18 protein-coding genes and 1 tRNA gene are annotated in these 20,188 nt (G+C 33.9%); 4 read left to right on the forward strand and 15 right to left on the reverse strand.

The window, feature by feature from the left end:
* Positions 1 to 8: 8 nt before the first annotated feature.
* From WC622_RS10355 to WC622_RS10375, 5 genes are all read right to left on the reverse strand, one after another.
* The gene (locus tag WC622_RS10355; protein ID WP_372819614.1) at positions 9 to 842 is read right to left on the reverse strand and encodes a prephenate dehydratase; all 834 of its coding nucleotides are present in this window, start codon (positions 840 to 842) and stop codon (positions 9 to 11) included.
* A gap of 246 nt (positions 843 to 1,088) precedes the next feature.
* Positions 1,089 to 2,000 (reverse strand): hypothetical protein, encoded by a 912-nt coding sequence (locus WC622_RS10360; protein WP_372819615.1) that lies wholly within the window; start codon positions 1,998 to 2,000, stop codon positions 1,089 to 1,091.
* A 186-nt stretch (positions 2,001 to 2,186) separates the two neighbouring features.
* Positions 2,187 to 3,125: a sterol desaturase family protein gene (locus WC622_RS10365; protein WP_372819616.1), complete on the reverse strand. Its 939-nt coding sequence runs from the start codon at positions 3,123 to 3,125 to the stop codon at positions 2,187 to 2,189.
* A complete protein-coding gene (gene aroB, locus WC622_RS10370; protein WP_372819617.1) occupies positions 3,125 to 4,183 on the reverse strand; it encodes a 3-dehydroquinate synthase in 1,059 nt (352 codons plus the stop codon). Before aroB ends, WC622_RS10365 begins: the two co-directional genes overlap by 1 nt.
* The gene (locus tag WC622_RS10375) at positions 4,183 to 4,389 is read right to left on the reverse strand and encodes an RNA-binding S4 domain-containing protein (RefSeq protein ID WP_372819618.1); all 207 of its coding nucleotides are present in this window, start codon (positions 4,387 to 4,389) and stop codon (positions 4,183 to 4,185) included. Before WC622_RS10375 ends, aroB begins: the two co-directional genes overlap by 1 nt.
* A gap of 96 nt (positions 4,390 to 4,485) precedes the next feature.
* Here WC622_RS10375 and WC622_RS10380 point away from each other — a divergent pair, with 96 nt between their 5' ends.
* Positions 4,486 to 5,670 carry a proline dehydrogenase family protein gene (locus WC622_RS10380; RefSeq protein WP_372819619.1) on the forward strand — a complete coding sequence of 395 codons (1,185 nt, stop codon included), beginning with the start codon at positions 4,486 to 4,488 and terminating at the stop codon, positions 5,668 to 5,670.
* A gap of 202 nt (positions 5,671 to 5,872) precedes the next feature.
* Here WC622_RS10380 and WC622_RS10385 read toward each other — a convergent pair whose 3' ends face one another.
* From WC622_RS10385 to WC622_RS10400, 4 genes are all read right to left on the reverse strand, one after another.
* Positions 5,873 to 6,568 carry a peroxidase family protein gene (locus tag WC622_RS10385; RefSeq protein WP_372819620.1) on the reverse strand — a complete coding sequence of 232 codons (696 nt, stop codon included), beginning with the start codon at positions 6,566 to 6,568 and terminating at the stop codon, positions 5,873 to 5,875.
* Complete coding sequence (gene katG / locus WC622_RS10390; protein ID WP_372819621.1) at positions 6,558 to 8,150, reverse strand: catalase/peroxidase HPI; 1,593 nt, start codon at positions 8,148 to 8,150, stop codon at positions 6,558 to 6,560. The genes WC622_RS10385 and katG overlap by 11 nt, the downstream gene beginning before the upstream one ends.
* A 177-nt stretch (positions 8,151 to 8,327) precedes the next feature.
* Positions 8,328 to 8,645, reverse strand: coding sequence for an Mpo1-like protein (locus WC622_RS10395; protein ID WP_372819622.1), 318 nt, complete (start codon positions 8,643 to 8,645; stop codon positions 8,328 to 8,330).
* 49 nt (positions 8,646 to 8,694) lie between these two features.
* On the reverse strand, positions 8,695 to 9,330 hold the full coding sequence (locus tag WC622_RS10400; protein ID WP_372819623.1) for an HAD family hydrolase: 636 nt from the start codon (positions 9,328 to 9,330) through the stop codon (positions 8,695 to 8,697).
* Between the two features lie 66 nt (positions 9,331 to 9,396).
* Here WC622_RS10400 and WC622_RS10405 point away from each other — a divergent pair.
* The 3 genes from WC622_RS10405 (at position 9,397) to WC622_RS10415 (ending at position 12,772) form a co-directional block, all read left to right on the forward strand.
* Positions 9,397 to 9,470, forward strand: a tRNA-Ile gene (locus WC622_RS10405).
* Between the two features lie 134 nt (positions 9,471 to 9,604).
* Complete coding sequence (locus tag WC622_RS10410) at positions 9,605 to 11,749, forward strand: glycoside hydrolase family 97 protein (RefSeq protein ID WP_372819624.1); 2,145 nt, start codon at positions 9,605 to 9,607, stop codon at positions 11,747 to 11,749.
* Between the two features lie 159 nt (positions 11,750 to 11,908).
* Positions 11,909 to 12,772, forward strand: a complete 864-nt coding sequence (locus tag WC622_RS10415) for a flagellar motor protein MotB (RefSeq protein ID WP_372819625.1) — start codon at positions 11,909 to 11,911, stop codon at positions 12,770 to 12,772.
* Between the two features lie 298 nt (positions 12,773 to 13,070).
* Here WC622_RS10415 and WC622_RS10420 read toward each other — a convergent pair whose 3' ends face one another.
* From WC622_RS10420 to WC622_RS10445, 6 genes are all read right to left on the reverse strand, one after another.
* On the reverse strand, positions 13,071 to 13,364 hold the full coding sequence (locus WC622_RS10420) for a hypothetical protein (protein WP_372819626.1): 294 nt from the start codon (positions 13,362 to 13,364) through the stop codon (positions 13,071 to 13,073).
* Between the two features lie 154 nt (positions 13,365 to 13,518).
* The gene (locus WC622_RS10425) at positions 13,519 to 13,911 is read right to left on the reverse strand and encodes a two-component system response regulator (RefSeq protein ID WP_372819627.1); all 393 of its coding nucleotides are present in this window, start codon (positions 13,909 to 13,911) and stop codon (positions 13,519 to 13,521) included.
* A complete protein-coding gene (locus tag WC622_RS10430) occupies positions 13,901 to 14,980 on the reverse strand; it encodes a hybrid sensor histidine kinase/response regulator (RefSeq protein WP_372819628.1) in 1,080 nt (359 codons plus the stop codon). Before WC622_RS10430 ends, WC622_RS10425 begins: the two co-directional genes overlap by 11 nt.
* A 7-nt stretch (positions 14,981 to 14,987) precedes the next feature.
* Positions 14,988 to 17,120 carry a 7TM diverse intracellular signaling domain-containing protein gene (locus WC622_RS10435; RefSeq protein ID WP_372819629.1) on the reverse strand — a complete coding sequence of 711 codons (2,133 nt, stop codon included), beginning with the start codon at positions 17,118 to 17,120 and terminating at the stop codon, positions 14,988 to 14,990.
* Entirely contained in the window at positions 17,117 to 17,830 is a 714-nt protein-coding gene (locus WC622_RS10440; protein ID WP_372819630.1) for a hypothetical protein, read from the reverse strand. The genes WC622_RS10435 and WC622_RS10440 overlap by 4 nt, the downstream gene beginning before the upstream one ends.
* Positions 17,817 to 20,147 carry an Rv1355c family protein gene (locus WC622_RS10445; protein WP_372819631.1) on the reverse strand — a complete coding sequence of 777 codons (2,331 nt, stop codon included), beginning with the start codon at positions 20,145 to 20,147 and terminating at the stop codon, positions 17,817 to 17,819. Before WC622_RS10445 ends, WC622_RS10440 begins: the two co-directional genes overlap by 14 nt.
* Positions 20,148 to 20,188: the final 41 nt, after the last annotated feature.

Consider the following 20,188-nt stretch of genomic DNA (forward strand, 5'->3'; position numbering starts at 1 on the left):
CACTTGAACTATACAGTATCATTTTTTTCGTATTCGCCCATAATGTTAAAGTTTACGGTATATTTTAATGCTTTACGAATGGCAGTATCGTAATTTTCCATGTTAGACCATTCCATATCTACATAAAAATAATACTCGTTTCTTTTGCCTAAAACAGGCATAGATTGTATTTTGGTTAAGTTTACGTTAAGCTCTGCGAAAATATTTAACACTTTGGAAAGCGCACCAACATGGTTGCCAACTTGGAAACAGATAGATGCTTTGTTAATCTCTTTTGTATCTTCTATTTTTTGTTTTTGTAGGATTAGAAAACGAGTATAGTTTTTCTTATTCGATTCTATTCTGCGTTCAATAATGTTCAATCCGTATAATTCTGCTGCTAGTGTATTCGCAATTGCAACAGTATCAGTTAATTGCTCGTCTCTAATTTTTTTGGCACAAGCTGCGGTATCACTACTTTCAATTACTTGAATATTAGGGTAATCATCAAAAAAATCAACACACTGTCTTATAGCGATAGGATGAGAAGTTGCAAACCTAATATCTTTAAACTTAACGCCTGGTAAAGCCATTAAGTGCAATTGAATAGGTAAATAAACTTCGCCGCTAATTGCAAAATTATATTCTCTAATTAAGGTGTAATTGGGTAATAAACTACCAGCAATAGAATTCTCTATGGCCATAATTACGAAATCGGCATTGTCATTTTCCAAGCTATCACAAGTTTGTTTAAATGAATTGCATTCGATGGTTTCGATATCTCTACCAAAAAACTTAAATGCTGCTTCTTCGTGAAACGATGCTTTAATACCTTGTATGGCTACCCTTGTTTTTGTTTTCATTTTGCGTTAAGCGTTAAACAAAAAAAGTCCCAGCTTTAGGCCGGGACTTTTTATATACATTGAATATTATTATCTATCTTTTTGCATACTAGCCCCGGCTCTTACTAAAATAGTAAAAGTAACCAAAGTAATATGTGTTTGTTAATTGCATTTTTTTCTTGTTGCTGACAAATGTACAATACGGAATTTAATTTGTCAATAGGGAAATGAAAATAATTTAAACAAAATTTAATTTTATATAAAATCTTATTTGTAGGCATTCTTTCGTACCCATGCTTCTACACCTAATTTAGTAAATGAAGGGCTTGGTTTGAAATATACATATACACCTTTATAATCTTGCCCATTACAGGAGTAGAGGTAATCAAATGTTAAATAAAAATAAGATGAACCAGTACCTGCTTGGCTAGTCCATTTAGCTTTTACTTCTTTTAAGCCGTAATCACATTCTCCATTTCGTGGGATATTCATTTGAACATAAAGAATATTTTCTTTACTGATAAACCTTATTGAGCGTTTATCCATATTCATGGAGCCTTTTACTTCAAATTTATAGGGGGTTGAAAAACCGATATCAGCCCAGCCAATATTTGCATTCATGGCATCTGCAATTTCTTTTGCAGAATAATAGTTTTCAATAGTTGGCACAACAGTAGTGGTTGAGCTTGCCGTAGTAGTACTTGTGGTCGTTTCTTTAGGCCACATGGTAACTCGATAATAATTATCATTTGTAGACATGCTGTGACCTTTGTATTTGTAATATTTTAATTTTCCAGTTCCACTTGTTTTTTCACTGGAATAAGTGAAATTACTATTGTCTTTTATTTCGGCTATAGCCTTATAAAATTTTTGAGGAGATGATAAAAAATGAACAGAAGTCAATTTCCCATTTTCATAATTCACATAAAAGCTTACGTAATCATTTTTCTTATATATAAATGATCCGCTTTCTTTATCATTTTTTTCAAACTTAAATCCTCTTTTTTCTAATATAGAGCGATGATTGTCTAGAGTAATTATGTCTGTTAATTCATGCAATTCGTCAATTGTGTAGCCTTCAGCCAAAATTGCATAAAGATTGTCCATATCTTGTGCATGGCTTTTTGGTGCAAAAGCAAACAACACGAATAGAAAAGTAAAGTATTTGAAATGTTTCATAGGGAGCGTTTTGATATGAAACAAAAGTAATTGTTTTTGCAATACAAAGAATACCTACTTTTTGGTATATGATTGCTATGAAAAATTGGCTGTAAATCCGTCCCTGTAGTAATCGTGAGCAATTGAAAGTTTTGTGCCTTTCGATAAACCCAGGGTGACAAGTGTAAAAAACTTTGAGTGAAAAGATTAAGCTTGTTTAAGCTCTTGCTTCACTGATTGAATAATCTTATGATTTACTCGCTCTTGCTCGTGTAATTCTTGCTGCATTATTTTTGCAATTTTTGTGCTGCCATCGTGGCTCCAACCTGGCGGATTTAAAATATATTTAACCTTATCCATAAAAGTTGGCGCTTTTTTGACATCGTTTTTTAAAGCAATAAACTCGTGGAAAATAATATTAACTGGGCCTGTATCTTTAGGTTGCGTGGTCAAGCCATATTTTATGGCATCTTCTGGTAATTCTTCTTGAAAAGTGCCAAACCATCTATCCCATAAAATAAGCACCATACCCATGTTTTTATCCAAATAACGTACATTACTAGCGTGATGAACGCGGTGATGAGATGGTGTTACGAAAATATATTCGAACCAAGGATGTAGTTTACCAACCGCTTGTGTATGCACCAAATTGCCATAAATTTGAGTTACTAGATAGGCGAAAAGAATATCTATAGCAGTAAAACCCATAAATGCGAGTGGTAAATAGAAGAAAACGCGATACAAAGGCTCAAAAACGGTAGAGCGAAAGCCGGTGGTTAAATTGAAATGTTCCGAAGAATGATGCGTAACATGCATTGCCCAAAAAAAGCGTACATAATGTCCAACAGTGTGTAAAAACCAGTATAAAAAATCTTGTGCTAAGATTAAAACTATCCAATAAATCCAAACATTTGAGATTTGAAACAATCTGAATTGATAACAATAGGCTAATAAAAAGAAGGTTGCGGTTTTCATGCAAAGGTTAATCACCACGGCAACCGTCATCAAGTAAATATTGGTCCAAGTATCACGTTTGGTGTAAATTTTTTTGTCGTGTACATAACTAATATACATTTCAACCAAGGTTAAAACAATGACGAAACCAAACAACCCACCTACAGAAATGTCGCTTCCAGTAAATTTCATTATAAATTATTGTAGTATGTTAAACTGCTCAAAATATCTGCTTTTGTTACGCGACAATTAAATACACATTTGCCAATTTTATCTAGCAATGAGAACATAATTTGCCCGTCTTCATTCTTTTTATCGCTTTGCATAAGCTCTAAAAGCGTATTAAAGCTTTTTTCTTTAATATTATATTTCGGATAAATAGAACTAATATAAGTATTGATATCTTTCAATTCATCTTCCGTTAAATTGCAGTATTTAGTAGACAAATAGGCCTCACAAACCATACCAACTGCAATTGCTTCGCCATGGGTTAATGGTTTTTTGCTATTGGTTAAGGCATAACTTTCTACAGCGTGACCAATGGTATGGCCAAAGTTTAAAATTTTACGTAATCCTTTTTCTAAAGGGTCTTCCGTCACTACTTCATTTTTAATTTCAATAGAACGATAAATTTCTTCAGGAATTAAAGCTTCATAATTACTCGATTTTAAACGTTCGTAATAGGTTTTATCCTTAATTAAACCATGTTTTATCATTTCAGCAAAGCCTGATAGTAGTTCTCTTTTAGATAAAGTAGTTAAAAAAGCATTTTCAATGAAAACCGCTTGTGGTAAACTAAAAGTGCCTACCATATTTTTCACATTATCAATATCAATTCCTGTTTTACCCCCAACAGAAGCATCAACTTGTGATAGGAGAGTTGTAGGGATATTGATGAAATCTATACCTCTTTTATAGGTTGAGGCTACAAAACCGCCCATATCGGTAATTACTCCACCGCCTAAATTTATCATTAAACATTTTCTGTCCGCTCCAAAATCTAATAAGGTTTTCCAAATACCTATACAAAAATCGATATTCTTATTTTCTTCACCGGGATCAGTTTCAATAATGTCGAAATCATCTAAATCATCTAAAAAAGCTCGAAATGTTGGCAAACATAACTCTGCCGTATTGGTATCTGCAAAAACAAAAACCTTGCTGTATTTATTTTGATCTAAAAGCTCTTTTAATGGACTTAGACCTGTTTCGAAATAGATAAAATGATCGGCGTTTTTTATAGGTTCCATTAAATTACTTCAATTATTTTGCCCATAAAATCGATTTTATCGCCAATGCGTACTTTAAGACGTTTTCTATAATCTACAACACCATTGTATTTTACTAAACCATCTTCTACAACAGTTTGTGCTTCGCCACCACTTTGTACCAAGGCGGTTGCTTTTAAGAGTGCAATTAGCGGAATAAATTCGCCTTCCAGTTTAAATTTTATCATTGTGGCTACAAATTTACAATTATTTACAAAGTGTTTTGCCTTAACAATGATTGTAATTTATATTTTTGCAAACTTCTGACTAACCAAAACATTCAAATGGAATCATCGCCCAGAAAAAAAATCAATTTTGACAATACAGAAATCGCTTTTCGTAATAAAACCAACGGTGAATTAAATCAAGCGTATTGGTTATTTAAAATGATTAGCAGTAATTTTTTAACAAAAATTGGCCCACCGATTACAAATTTCTTACTAAATATTGGTTTCCCGATTAAGGGAGCTATCAAAGCTACCATTTTTAAACAATTTTGTGGTGGAGAAACTATTAACGAATGCGAACACACAATTGAACAATTGAGTTTAGGAAATGTGGGAACCATTTTAGATTATTCTGTTGAGGGAGAGGATGAGGAAGAGGTTTTTGATTTCACGTGCGAAGAAATTATAAGAACAATTAATAGGGCAGATGGCGATCCAAGAGTGCCATTAACTGTTTTTAAAATTACTGGCATTGGCCGATTTGCTTTATTGGAGAAATTAGATGCTAAGCAAGAATTAACAGCTACAGAAACTGATGAATTTGCAAGAGTAAAAGCTCGTTGTGAAAAAATTTGTCAGGCTGCATTTGATAAAAATGTACCAGTGATGATTGATGCTGAAGATAGTTGGGTGCAAGATACAATTGATGAATTAGCCTTGGAAATGATGATCAAATTCAATAAAGAGCAATTAATTGTGTATAATACGTATCAGCTATATCGTCACGATAAATTAGCTGACTTAAAAGCAGATTACTTAATTGCAAAAGAAACAGGATTTATTTTAGGGGTAAAAATGGTTCGTGGTGCTTACATGGAAAAAGAGCGTAAGCGTGCTGCTGAAATGGGTTATCCGTCGCCAATTCAACCTGATAAATCTGCTACTGATAAAGATTACGATGAAAGTTTACGATTTTGTGTACAACATATTGATCAAATCGCATTTGTTTGTGGTACACATAATGAAGAAAGTTGTCGTTTATTAACAGAGTTGATGGATGAAAATAATATCCCACATAACCATCCTCACGCATATTTCGCCCAATTATTAGGCATGAGCGATAATTTAAGTTTTAATTTGTCTGATGCGGGTTATAATGTAGCTAAATATGTGCCTTATGGACCAATTAAAGCAGTAATGCCTTATTTGTTCAGGAGAGCACAAGAAAATACTTCAGTTGCTGGACAAACAGGTAGAGAGTTGGGTTTGATTAGTAAAGAGAAAACTCGCCGTAGGTTGTAGTTCTAAGGTACTTATTTAAGTGCAAAATATGCAATAGCTAGCCAAACCAATCCTTTAATTAAGAAGAATAGAAAGCCCCAAAAGCCAAGTCTTTTGACCCATAACTTAATTTTTTCTAATCTTTCGGCTTTCATTTTACAAAAATATAAAACCTACGTTCAATTAATAATTTAGGTTTGAACGCAGGTTTTACTTAATATATTTAGTGTTTAGCTAAATCAAAACGATCTAAGTTCATGACTTTGTTCCATGTGGCAACAAAATCTTTTAAAAATTTACCTTGTGCATCACTACTTGCGTAAACTTCTGCAATTGCTCTCAATTCAGAATTAGACCCAAATACAAGATCGGCACGAGTTGCGGTCCATTTCAATTCATCTGTTTTTCGATCTCTTCCTTCAAATAGTTGCTGATATTTGTCGACAGACTTCCACGCAGTATTCATATCAAGCAGATTAACAAAGAAATCATTTGTTAAAACTTGAGGTTTATTTGTAAATACGCCATTTTTAGATTGGTCAAAATTCGTATCTAATACTCGTAATCCTCCAACTAATACAGTCATTTCAGGCGCAGTTAAGTTTAAAAGTTGAGCTTTATCCACCAGCAATGCTTCTGTAGAAACCTTATAATTTGAGTTTTGATAATTACGGAAACCATCAGCTAATGGTTCCATAGCGCTGAAAGATTCTACATCAGTTTCTTCTTGAGAAGCATCCATACGACCTGGTGTGAAAGGAACTGTAATATCTTGACCTGCATTTTTTGCTGCTTTTTCAATGCCAGCACATCCTGTTAAGACGATTAGATCTGCCAGCGAAACTTTTTTGCCATCACTTTGTGAGCTATTAAAATCTTTTTGGATTTGTTCTAAAGCACTTAAAACTTTATCGATCACCTGAATTATTTACTTTCCAATATTTTTGTGGAGCTAAACGAATTCGGGCCCCATTTGCACCACCACGTTTATCTGATCCTCGGAAAGTAGATGCCGAAGCCCAAGCGGTTGAAACCAGTTGAGAAACTGATAAACCAGTTGATAGAATTCTTTCTTTTAAGCTAGCAATATCATTATTATCAATTAATTTATGATTAACAGCAGGAATAGGGTCTTGCCAAACCAATATTTCAGCTGGCACTTCTGGACCTAAATAGCGTTCACGAGGTCCCATATCACGGTGTGTTAATTTGAACCAAGCACGAGCAAAGGCATCTGCAAATTGATCAGGGTTTTCCAAGAAACGTCTTGAAATTTTTTCATATGCTGGATCTAGTCTCAACGATAAATCGGTAGTCAGCATTGTTGGTTTATGTTTTTTAGAAGAATCAGACTCATCAGGAATAATCTCATTGGCATTTTTTGCTACCCATTGATGTGCGCCTCCTGGACTTTTGCTTAGTTCCCATTCAAAACCAAATAAATTTTCGAAAAAATTGTTGCTCCATTGCGTAGGAGTGGTTGTCCAAGTTACTTCTATTCCACTTGTAATGGTGTCTGGTCCTTTACCACTACCATAACTATTACTCCATCCAAAACCTTGTTGTTCTATACTTCCAGCCTCTGGCTCTTTACCTACGTGTTCTGAAGAAGCAGCACCATGTGTTTTTCCAAAAGTATGACCTCCGGCTATTAAAGCAACCGTTTCTTCATCATTCATTGCCATACGTGCAAAAGTTTCACGAATGTCTCTTGCAGCTGCTATTGGATCTGGATTGCCATCTGGTCCTTCTGGGTTTACATAAATTAAACCCATATGTGCAGCTGCCAATGGTTTTTCTAGATCATGCGAATGTTTGCCCCCTTCTGGATCTTCATCAGATACTAAAACCCCATGCCCTGCAACACCTTCTGAACCTTTCGAATACCGATCATCGTTGCCTAACCATGTAGTTTCAGATCCCCAATAAATATCTTCACTTGCTTCCCAAACATCACTACGCCCACCACCAAAACCAAAAGTTTTGAAACCCATTGATTCTAAAGCGACGTTTCCAGTAAGTACCATTAAATCTGCCCAAGAAATTTTATTACCATATTTTTGTTTAATTGGCCACAACAAACGACGAGCTTTATCTAAACTCACATTATCAGGCCAGCTATTTAAAGGCGCAAAACGTTGTTGCCCTTGTCCAGCTCCACCACGACCATCGCCTATACGATACGTGCCAGCACTATGCCATGCCATGCGAATAAATAAACCTCCATAATGACCAAAATCTGCAGGCCACCAATCTTGTGAATCGGTCATTAAAGCCTCTAAATCTTTCTTTAAAGCAGGTAAATCCAAACTGTTAAATGCTTCAGCATAGTCAAAATCATCTCCCATTGGGTTTGATAAAGATGAGTGTTGGCGAAGGATATGTAGATTTAATCTATTTGGCCACCAATCTCGGTTCTTTGTACCGCCACTATTTACAATACTTTTTAGGCTACCATTGTGAAATGGACATTTGCTAATGTCGTTAGAGTCGTTTTCCATAGTTCAATTTTTTGTTTAATGGTATTAAGTTCATCGAAAGAACTCATAGTAAATTTAACGAAAGTATTTCAACTATAAATCCGATTTACAGTTTAATTAATTTCTCGTTATAAACAAATCTATATAGAATGGTTTGCCAAAGCAAAAGCTTTTTATCTATAGCTGTATAGGTAAAAACTATTTGACCCTAAAAGGTTGTTTAGCATTTAGAAGCTCCCAAAAAAGGATAAAATCACTAGCCAAACTATATAATGGATATTGAAAAGTAGCTGGTTTATTTTTCTCGAAAAAGAAATGACCAACCCAAGCAAAACCATAACCAATAAAGGGAATGGCGACTATAAAACGCCAATCGTGAAATAACATTCCTGTAAACAAGGATAAAATGAGTAATCCAGTTCCAATAAAATGTAAAACTCTACTCGTAAAATTTCTATGCTCCGTTAGGTAGAAAGGATAAAACTCTTGTAGGGAAGTAAATCTTTTTTCGCTCATTTTCTTTCCAATTTCAACATAAATTTAAGAAAATATCTTGTTTTATATATTATAAAATATGATGCTGATGTAAAAAATCTCTTAATTTTTCTGGATGAATATTCATCAATAATGTGTGTAAACCTGCTTTTTTTGCGCCTTCAATATGCTGAGGGCTATCGTCAATAAAGAGTGTTTCATTAGGATTTAAGTTGTTTTCTTTAATTACCTGCTCAAATATATTAACGTTAGGCTTGCGCAAGCGCATTTGTTGTGAGAAATAAGCTTTTTCAAAATGATTATCGTAATTATTTATCCCAAACTCTTTTTTTAGATAGTTGATGATCCAATCGTAATGAATTTCGTTGTTATTACTCAACAAAAAAGTGCGGTATTTCTCCTTAACTTCCAGCAAAACTTCATGATTATTGCCTGAAACACCAATTAACAAACTATTCCAAGCTTCATCAATTTGAGCATCTGTAAGGTTTGGATTATTGGCTGCTGTTCTAATGCCGGCTCTAAATTCTGCAGGACTAATTCCAGCTGTCTCAAAATCATCAAATAATTGATTATGATTTTTGTGCGCAAAAAACTCTTCCACATTGGTGATACCTAATTGTAATAGAGCAGCTTGGGTATGTTTAAAATTGATTTCGAAAATGACATTACCGTAGTCGAAAATAATATTTTTTATTTTTTCCATAAAAAGGGTTTCCAAAATTCGTTGCAAATATGTAACATTGCACTCGCAAAACCTAATCGGTTTTCGGGGCCTATAGCTCAGTTGGTTAGAGTAGAAGACTCATAATCTTTTGGTCCCTGGTTCGAGCCCAGGTGGGCCCACAATTTAAAAAGCTTAATCTTAACTGATTAGGCTTTTTTTATGCTCTTAAGTATCAATATTATAATTAAGTCATTTTGAAGCTAAAAGATATTATGATTAGATTAGAGCCAATTACAGTTTAATACATTTTACTATGAAGAAGATTCTTTTTACCGCGTATTTAATACTTGCATTTTTTTGCTTTGCTTTTGGTCAGCAACTTAAATCCCCGAATGGGAAATTGACCATGAACTTTGCATTGCTAGCGGATGGGAGTCCGACTTATAATTTAACATATAAAAATAAGGAGGTTATTAAAACCAGTAAGCTAGGTTTAGAATTGAAAAATGATCAAAAATCACTATTAAATGATTTTACAATTGCCAATACACAATCCTCTTCATTTGATGAAAATTGGATGCCGGTTTGGGGCGAAGTTAAAACGATTAGAAACCATTACAATGAGTTTGCAGTTACATTAAGCCAAAAAGTAACCAACAGACAAATTCTTATTCGCTTTCGCTTATTTGATGAGGGTTTAGGATTTAGATATGAATTCCCAACCCAAAAAGGATTGACTTACTTCGTAATTAAAGAGGAGAAAACGCAATTTGCTATGACAGGCGATCATACTGCATTTTGGATAGCAGGTGATTACGATACACAAGAATACGATTATACCACTTCAAAACTCTCAGAAATACGTGGTTTTGCTGCAAAAGCGAGAACTGAAAATCTTTCGCAAACTGCATTTTCACCAACTGGCGTACAAACTTCATTAATGATGAAATCTGCCGATGGACTTTACATCAATCTACATGAGGCGGCTTTGATTAATTATCCATGTATGCATTTAAACTTGGATGATAAAAACATGGTTTTCGAATCGTGGTTAACGCCAGATATGAAAGGGGATAAGGGTTATATTCAAGTTCCTTTTAATACACCTTGGCGTACTGTTATGGTAAGTGATGATGCTCGGGATATTTTAGCATCAAAAATGATCTATAACCTGAATGAACCATGTAAGATTGAAGATACTTCATGGATTAAGCCTGTAAAATATGTAGGTGTTTGGTGGGAAATGATTACTGGTAAAAGTTCATGGGCGTACACAGATGATTTTCCATCTGTACAACTAGGTATAACGGATTATACGAAAGCAAAGCCAAATGGAAAGCATGGTGCTAATACAGCCAACGTAAAAAAATATATTGATTTCGCAGCGCAGAATGGTTTTGGAGGAGTTTTGGTAGAGGGTTGGAATCAAGGTTGGGAAGATTGGTATGGTAACTCTAAAGATTATGTTTTTGATTTTGTAACTCCATATCCGGATTTTAACATGGCAGAGATAAGAGATTACGCAAAATCAAAAGGTATTAAAATGATTATGCACCATGAAACTTCATCGTCTGTACGTAATTACGAACGCCACTTGGATACAGCCTACAAATACATGAAAGCTAATAATTACGATGCTGTAAAAAGTGGTTATGTTGGAAACATCTTGCCTCGTGGCGAAAATCATTATAGCCAATGGATAATAAACCATTATCAATATGCGATAGAAAAGGCTGCTCAATATAAGATCATGGTGAACGCACACGAGGCAGTTAGACCTACCGGTATTGCTCGTACGTATCCAAATTTAATTGGAAATGAATCGGCTAGAGGAACAGAATATCAAGCTTTTGGTGGTTCTAAACCTAATCACGTTACTATTTTGCCTTTTACACGTTTGCAAGGAGGCCCAATGGATTATACACCTGGTATTTTTGAAATGGATATTAGTAAATTAAATCCGGGGAATACTTCGCATGTAAATAGCACTATTGCTAATCAACTGGCCTTGTATTTAACCATGTATAGCCCTTTGCAAATGGCTGCTGATCTTCCAGAAAATTACAATCGCTTTCCAGATGCTTTTCAGTTTATAAAAGATGTGGCGATTGATTGGGATGATAGCAAATACATTGAAGCAGAACCTGGCCAATATATTACTGTAGCTCGTAAAGCAAAAGGCACAGGAAAATGGTTTTTAGGAAGTGTAAATGGAGATAATTCTCGCACTGCGGAGTTTAAACTAGATTTCTTAGATAAAGGTAAAACGTATGTTGCCACTATTTATGCTGATGCAAAAAATGCGCATTATAAAACAAACCCGCAGGCTTATGTAATTCGAAAAGTGGTAGTGACAGCACAAACAAAATTATCACAATTTGCCGCACCTGGCGGAGGATTTTCTATTAGCTTTTTAGAAGTGGATAAAGCTCAAACTAAGGGGTTGAAGAAACTTTAGCATAATTATGAACATCGAGAAAAGCGCTCTTTAAGTATTTTCAGAGTGCTTTTTGTGTTAACTAATCTTTATCTTTTTATGCAATTATTACCGAGATTAAAACTTTACGGAGTATTAGTTTGTTAATAGATTAATCTTTTTACATAAATGTATAGAATTATGAAATTTTCAATAGTAGCGCCAGCGGTGCTTTTAGTAATCACCCTCGGTACAGGTTGTGTAAGCAATAAAAAGTTTGCTGAATTGCAATCTAATAATACTAAACTGCAACAAAGTAACGAAGAACTTAACCAGAAATTAAGGGCTAGTGAAAGCGATGTTTCTGGATCTAAAATTAGAATTAAAAGTTTAGAAGAGCAGATTGCTGCAGAGAAATCTAATGCGGCAGGTTTACAAGCTGCGTTAAATAAATGTTTAAATTCTACTAGTCAGGGTAATGTTAACATTTCTAAATTGGTGGATGAAATTAATAGCTCAAATAAGTACATTCAACAATTGGTGAATGCCAAAAACAAAAGCGATTCGTTAAATATGGTTTTAACCAACAATTTAACAAGATCTCTAAGCAGGGAAGAAATGAGCGACGTGGATGTGAAAGTACTTAAAGGTGTAGTTTATATCTCTCTTTCTGATAATATGTTGTATAAATCTGGTAGTTATGAAATTTCAGATAAAGCGGGTGCAACGTTAAGTAAGATTGCCAAAATTATAACCGATTATAAAGGTTATGATGTGTTGATTGAAGGTAATACTGATAATGTACCTATCTCTAAAACAAATATTAGAAATAATTGGGATTTAAGTGCGTTGAGAGCATCTTCAGTGGTTCAATCTTTACAGAATAATTATGGAGTAGATCCTAAACGTTTAACTGCTGGTGGAAGAGGAGAATACAATCCGATTGCTTCTAATGATAGTCCTGCTGGTAAAAGTCAAAATAGACGTACACAGATTATTATTACGCCTAAGTTAGATCAGTTTATGGATTTGATCGGTAAAGCACCGGCTGAAACGAAACCATAATTTTTTAAAAGTTATAAAACTAAAGCCGTGATCTATGGATGTAGACCACGGCTTTTTTTTATCCTTATTATTTAGCATTGGTTATTGTAATGCAGAAGTTGCCTTAATAAATCAAGAACTCCTTCGCATCATAGCTATGCGATGACGAGTGTAATAAGTTTTGGTGTTGCAGTTGCCAGGTTGAGTTCGGCAGTTACTAGGAGCTTGGTAGTTTGATATTTAGAAGTCTGATATTCTTAATTAAAAAAACCGATTTAGTTAATTAAATCGGTTTTTATGTTTTTAAATTTAAATACTATTAAAACTGAGGAGCATCAGGCCCTGTTTTATTATTATTTTCCCAGTTCTCTGCTTTTTCATGTTCCTTTTTAGCGTATTCGTCGGCTTTTTGATGTACGTCTTTAACGTTTTGATCACCTTCCTTTGAATCAGCATTAAAATCTTTATTGCCGTGTTGATTTACACTATAAGGCTCCATTTCACTATTTTCTGTTGCTGGTTGTGCTTCACTTTGTTTTTTCGCAATATCATGATCATGTGCTGCCCGATCATGGTTCTTGCCTAAACCTGCTATATTTTCTTGATTTTCCATGGCTTTAAATTTTTAGGTACAGTAGCATAACAATGCCTAGAAATAAAAGTTTGCTTTAGGAAGTTAAATTGGCTTATAGATTGATAAAAGATCCTTCGCGGCGCTCAGGATGACAAATTGCGCTTAGATGGCGAGTAGATGATGATCAATCGTATTATAACAATTCAGCCAATTCTTTAGGGGAAAGTGGTTTTTTTAGTAATTTTATTACGTAAGGATTTGCTTCTGCTCGCTGTGTATCACCAAAATCTAGTGTAGAAGAAAGCATTGCAACAGGGCATTTATCGGTAAGTGTGGTAGAGAATTTTTTGTATTCTTCTAAAAATTCAAAACCATCCATTTCTGGCATTTGAATATCTAATAAAATGAAATTAGGTAATTTATCATCGTCGTTCATGTGTCGACTTAAATAATCCAATGCTTCTTCACCTGATTGACAAAAAATAATTTCTTGAAATAAGTTAGATAAGCTAATGAGTTTTGAGTTGATTTTTAAATCAATTTCATTGTCATCGATTAACATTACTTTTTTAATATCACTTTGCATTAGGTATTGTTATTTTAAAAGTTGTACCATGATCAACATCCGAGCTTACAGATATACGCCCTTCAATTTTATTTAATGCTTCTTTTACAATGAATAAACCTAGTCCACTGCCGTGATGAACTTTACTTTTAAAGAATTGCGTAAATATTTTTTCTAGGTGTTCATTTAAAATACCCATTCCATTATCGCTAATGCTGATTTGTGCAAATTCCTTACTTACTTCAACATCTATATTTACCTTTTTATTTAGCTCGGTTACTTTTTGGTATTTAATTGCATTTGATATGAGATTACCAAGAATAACTTCAATTCTAAATAAATCGCCTTTAAATTCCACCTGTTGATCTATATTAACCGTAAAGCGTGTGTCTTTATCTGTGTACGAATAAACATCTATCAGCTCAGAAATTAATTTATTGAAATCTACGGGACTTTTATCTGCTACAGTTTTATTGTTTTTATAATATTGTAGAGTTTTCTGAATATAATAATCGAGTTTGTTAGAACAGGTTTCTATTAAACTCCAGTATTCTCCACTAGAGTTGTACAAACCCTCCATTTTTACCAAACCAACAATCCCTATTACCGAAACTAGAGGAGCTCTTAATTCGTGAGAAATGCTATAAATAAAACGGTTCAACTCATCGTTCGTTTTTTCTAATTCCGCTATTTTATTCCGTAGATCTATTTTAGCTTTATACGCATCGTACGCATTTTTTATAGAGTTGTGTAACTCAAGATCATTCCAAGGTTTGGTAATATAGCGATATATATCTCCATGATTAATGGCATCGGCCAATGCTTCAATATCTGTATAACCCGTTAAAAGGATACGCATTGGATCAGGAAAAGTCTCAGTAATACTTTTAAAAAACTCTACCCCAGTAGTGTTAGGCATTTTTTGATCGGCGATAATTACTTGAAGATTTACATTCTGAAGAATTTTTAAACCTTCCGCAGCAGAAATGGCCGTATAAATCTCATACTGTCGTCTAAAACTTGCTTTAAACGCTTGTAAGTTGTTTTCCTCGTCGTCAATATATAAAACTCTTACGGTTGGGGTTTTCATTGATTTCTTATTGCGGATTTATATTCAAGGTAATAATAAATTCTGTTCCTTCACCCAGCTTTGAGATAACTTCTATGTGACCTTTGTGTTTTTCGATTATACTAAACACAATGGAAAGACCTAATCCTGTACCTTCGCCGATATCTTTAGTGGTAAAAAACGGCTCGAATATACGATGTTTTGTTTCTTCTGTCATGCCTATACCAGTATCTTTAATACTAATTTTTACCTGCTGATCTTCATACCACGTTTTAATTGTTAAAAACTCTTCTTCTTGTTGTACTTCCTTAGTTTTAATAGCTTGAATAGCATTAGATACCAAGTTCATAAACACCTGATTGATTTTTCCTGGTAAGCATTCTACTTTTGGTAGGTTGCCATATTCTTTAATTACAGTCAAATTATCAGGTAAATTGTTTCTTACCAATACTAATGTAGATTGTAAACCTTCGTTCAAATCTATAGGTTTCATATCGGTCTCGTCAATTCGGCTAAAGTTTCGTAAGCTTCTAATAATTTCGGCTGTACGTTTTGCGCCTTCACTAATACCTGATAAAAGAGAAGTGATTTCATTATTAACAAAGTTGAGATCGATTTGCTTTTTAAACGCTTCAATTTCTTCCACTTGCTCTTTTATATCTTTATCAAAATCGATTTCTTCATATTTGGTAATGATCTCTTTTAGATCATTAATGTCTAATTCTAAAGGTTTGATATTAGAAGTTACAAAGTTAATTGGGTTGTTAATTTCATGCGCAATACCTGCTGTTAGCTGACCCAGTGCAGCCATTTTTTCGGCATCTACTAGTTGAGATTGCGTATCCTTTAAATTGTTTAGGGTAACATTTAGCGTTGAATTTGTGTTTTGCAATTCCTCGGTTCGTTCTTGTACCTTCTTTTCTAAGACGATGTTTTGCTCTTTTATTAGCTTTTGATTTTCTAATGAAGCATTTAGGGCTTGTGCTTGTGCGTTTTCATTTTCTCGTTTAAAGAAGTTTATTTTATCTGCCAGTGCGAAAGAAAGCAACATTACCTCTATAGATGAAGTAATTTGTAAAAGGTATATAGTAAAATTATTGTATGGAATGATGCCATAATCTTTCATAATGAAAAGAATGGCCCCGATTAATAATATTGACCAGGCAAAAAGGTAATATCCTGCCGGATTAAAATTCTTTTTAAAGTATACATAGTAAGCCAATGAAAGCGCAATAATTGCCCCAATAAAGGTTAAAAATTGCATAAAAATAAACGCTACTTGGTGCTTACCACTAAATAAAACTACAATATCCAATGCAGCTAAAACAATGTATATATTGATGTATTTATGCGCTTTTTTGGTATATACTTTTGTATTAAGAAACGATTGGGTGAAAATTGTGGTGAAAATTACGGCCAGCAACGAGAACAAAATAACCGACTTATCATCTAACCAGCTTTTGTCTTCCCAAAAATATTTTACGCCATACCCTTGAATTGATATTTGCGATAACCATACCAAACAGATATACACAACGTAATAAATATAACTCCTGTCTCTAACACTAAAAAACAGGAATAAATTGTATAGAAACATGACCACCATAATACCGGTATAAAAACCGAATGTCATGTCTCTAATTAAGAAAGTGGTAATAATAGAGCCTTCGTTGTAAACATGAATTGGAACTACAAACAGTTCTTTAGACCTTACCTGAATATAAATTACATCGTTTTTGGCATTAAAATCAGCAGGGATTTCATAAATAAATAGCTTTTGAGATAGGCTGAATTTTTTTGTGAAACCTGAATTGATGAGCTTTTTTGAAATGCTATTGTCATTTCGAGCAATAAAGAAATTGACACTTTCTAGTCTAGCTTGATCAACAAAAAGTAATACATCTTTTAATTTCTCAGTCTTATTTATTTTTATCTTAATCCAATAAGTTGAATTGTCTATTCCAAAATTTAAGACAGCATTTTTATTCGGGATGAAATTTTTAGTATTCATCACCTCATTTATAGTCAGCTTGCCGTTTGTATCTTTAAAAGTTTCGGCGGTATATGCAATCTCTTTACCAAAAGAAATTCCATCTTTTGCGAATGCAAAATTTGTAAATGAGAATAGGAGAGCAAATAATAATAGAATTTTTATCCTCATAGTTCTAAGTTAATATGAAGATTAATAGGTAAGCCATTGCTACCAATAAACTCAATTGTTTGTTGCTTTTTTTCACGCAATTGCATAATGTTTGGTATTTCATCTGGGTGTGTGGCACCTAAACCAATAGTGTCTTCAATTAATAATGCAGTTGCAGTTAAATTTTCCTTTGGATAATAGAATTTTCCGTTAATTCCAATTTCATTAATTACTCTAAATCCACCTCTTATAGAATTTCGGTAAGTAGCAGGGGCGCAAAGGCCAAATAAGGTTGTTAAATTAAGTAAGGTAGAAATGGCAATACTAATCCTGCCTAAAAACACGCTTCCGATTCCCAAACCTGCAATTTCCCAAGAATTCCATAAGCCACAAAACTCGCCAGTACCAGCAACAATTCGCTCAGCAACCATAGTATAAATTCTATTATCCATTTCGCCTACGGCAGTTTCAATTGGTAATGGTGTTTTCCCATCAGCAATATGAATTCTGCAACCCGCCAATGCTTTTCCATTTTCTTCTGCACTTACTAAAATTACGTAAACATTTGGATTAATCACCCAATCTATTTTTGCTGAAGTAATTTGTGTAATGCCAAAAATTTCAAGTACATGTGTGTGTCCTTCAATAAATTTCATACAAGCCGAGCGATCATCTACAGCTCTAAATGTTCTGAAATATAAATTATCTATATGCGGCTTAAGCTCTTCCAATGGAGAATATTTTAGCAGTTGATTTTCTGATGGTTCTTTCTGGTGATGGAGTTGCTTTGAATATTCTAAACATAAAAATAGCTTGTTCTTCTTCCTTTATGCTAAATAATTGTTTAAAACCTTGCTCGGCTTGTGTTAATTGTGCTTTGCTTTCTAAGGGGATGTTTAAACTATCTTCAACTGAATTTTTGTAGAAAAAGATTAATGGAACATTCACAGGGTGGATTTGTAAATTTAAAGCACTAGCGCCAAGCCATAATTTTTCTGCAGCCATACCACCTTCAATAAATGAATTGATAGCGCCTTTTGGCATGGTAATCAATCCGACAGCAGATGAAGCCATGAATTGTTGCATTGATAATCTTTTGAAACCGCTACCTCCATTAATCTGCTGTAAAAAGCTAATCATCTTTTTATCTTTTAACAGACGTATTCCAATTTGATCGTTATTACTTAAATCTAAGGTATGAATACCAATTCCATCTTCTGTTGCATTTACTTCATCTAAATTCCAACGCATTTCTCTGGTAATAAAATCCTCGTGTGCAGCTGGAATAAATAATCGTAGTAAATCAGTATGCGTAGAGATAGCCCCTAAAGCTTTTATTTGCTCTGGGTTTGTTAACCAAGTTAATTTTGCATTGGCAACTTGTGTAACCAAACTAGATAAATAATTTAAATCTGTTTCCTCTATTTCTTGTCTTGGCGTAATTTTTCTGTTGGTGTGCCTTAATTCAATTTGAGCTGCCAATTGATTTTCTTGCTCGCTTGCCACATGGTTTTCTGTAAAATTAAACCAAGCAATATGTGTAGGAGCTAGTTGAGGTGTTAAATGCCAATTTGCATTTAAATTTAAGTTTGCTGCGGCTAATAAAAGATTTTCAATTGCTGCACCCAAAGAAATATAGGAAGAAATATATTGTGGATCTAAATAGGCTTGAGCTGTACTTTTTTCTAAAAATAAATGTAATATTCCATTTTTATAATGCCATCTCCAAGGTTGGTTATTGCCACCAGATGGAGCCTTTGCCGCGGCTTCTATTAATTGATTTAATATATTCTCTGAAATAGGATTTGCATTATTTTCAAATGCTAATTGATGTTCTGTAATAAATTCTTCTATCTCTGTAGTTTGAAGAGGAGCGATAGCCTTTACTTCAGTATTAACTGGTGACGAAGGGATTGAATCGCTGATTAGCTCATCCATATCTATGAAAAATCGACCAGAAACGCTAAGATTACCTAGTAATATTTTTCTAGAAAGATCAGCCGTAATGCCACCACCATAGGTAACTGCGCTTGCTAATTGTGGCCAAGTAGAAATGGTAGCCATAATTTCTACAGCAGAGGCTTTCATGCGTGGAGATAACGTTTCGACACCAGTAACGGCCGTTATGTAAGGAATTCTTTCATCCATTGTTGAGAGCGTTTTGTATTTGCTCATATCCAAATGCTCAACCATTCCGTGTAATACAGGTCTGTTAGGTTCTAAATCAAATCTTTCGATATCAATAGTCCCTCTATCACTTCCTTCCATTAATACCGGTATCCCTAAGGCTTTTGCCTTGTTACGAGCATTGATTTTTATATCAAAACTATCACATTCGTCAATTAGCAAATCTAATTTACCGTTTTTTGTTAAGAAATCGTCTAAGTTTTCATCGGTAATGCCATCCTCAAAACAAACAACATTTAAGTAAGGATCAATTTCTGCAATTTCTCTCGCTACAATAACTGTTTTCTTGATTTTAAGATTATATACTCCGGTTCGAATTCTATTAATGTTACTTAAATCTAATTCATCAAAATCTGCAATACGCAACTCGCCAAAACCTCTCTCCATGGCTAGCGTTAATGAAACGGATTGACCAACAGAAAGACCCATTACGCCAATCTTTTTTTGAGAAAGCAGATTTTGCTCTTTATCGGTAATTTTATGCTTATTTCTATTGGTACGAACTAGTGCAAACTCTGGTTCGTTTAGTAAATGAACTAACTTTTCGGCCCAGGGATAATAAACCCAAACTCCATACTCTTCTTGAGGATTACCACCGAAATGATTTTCAACGGCTTTAGCTAATTCTGTTGGAGGTAAGAAAACGATAGTAGGATGTAGACATTTTATTAATTCTTCTACCTGAGTATAAATATGGTCGTAAACCTGCAGGTTGTTTTTATTAGAAATTAATGTTTCAACGTCTTTTTTTTGAGCGCTATCTGTCAGATTAAAAAATACTGGTTTATAAACGTTATTTAGCGCTGATGTTTGTGTAATAAGCTGAGATAAAGATGGATTAGAACCAGTTTTAGGTTGCATTTTAAATGATAAATAGCTATGTGTTAATAATAAAAAATCAA

The sequence above is a fragment of the Pedobacter sp. genome (assembly GCF_041662865.1).
Classification (GTDB): Bacteria; Bacteroidota; Bacteroidia; order Sphingobacteriales; family Sphingobacteriaceae; genus Pedobacter.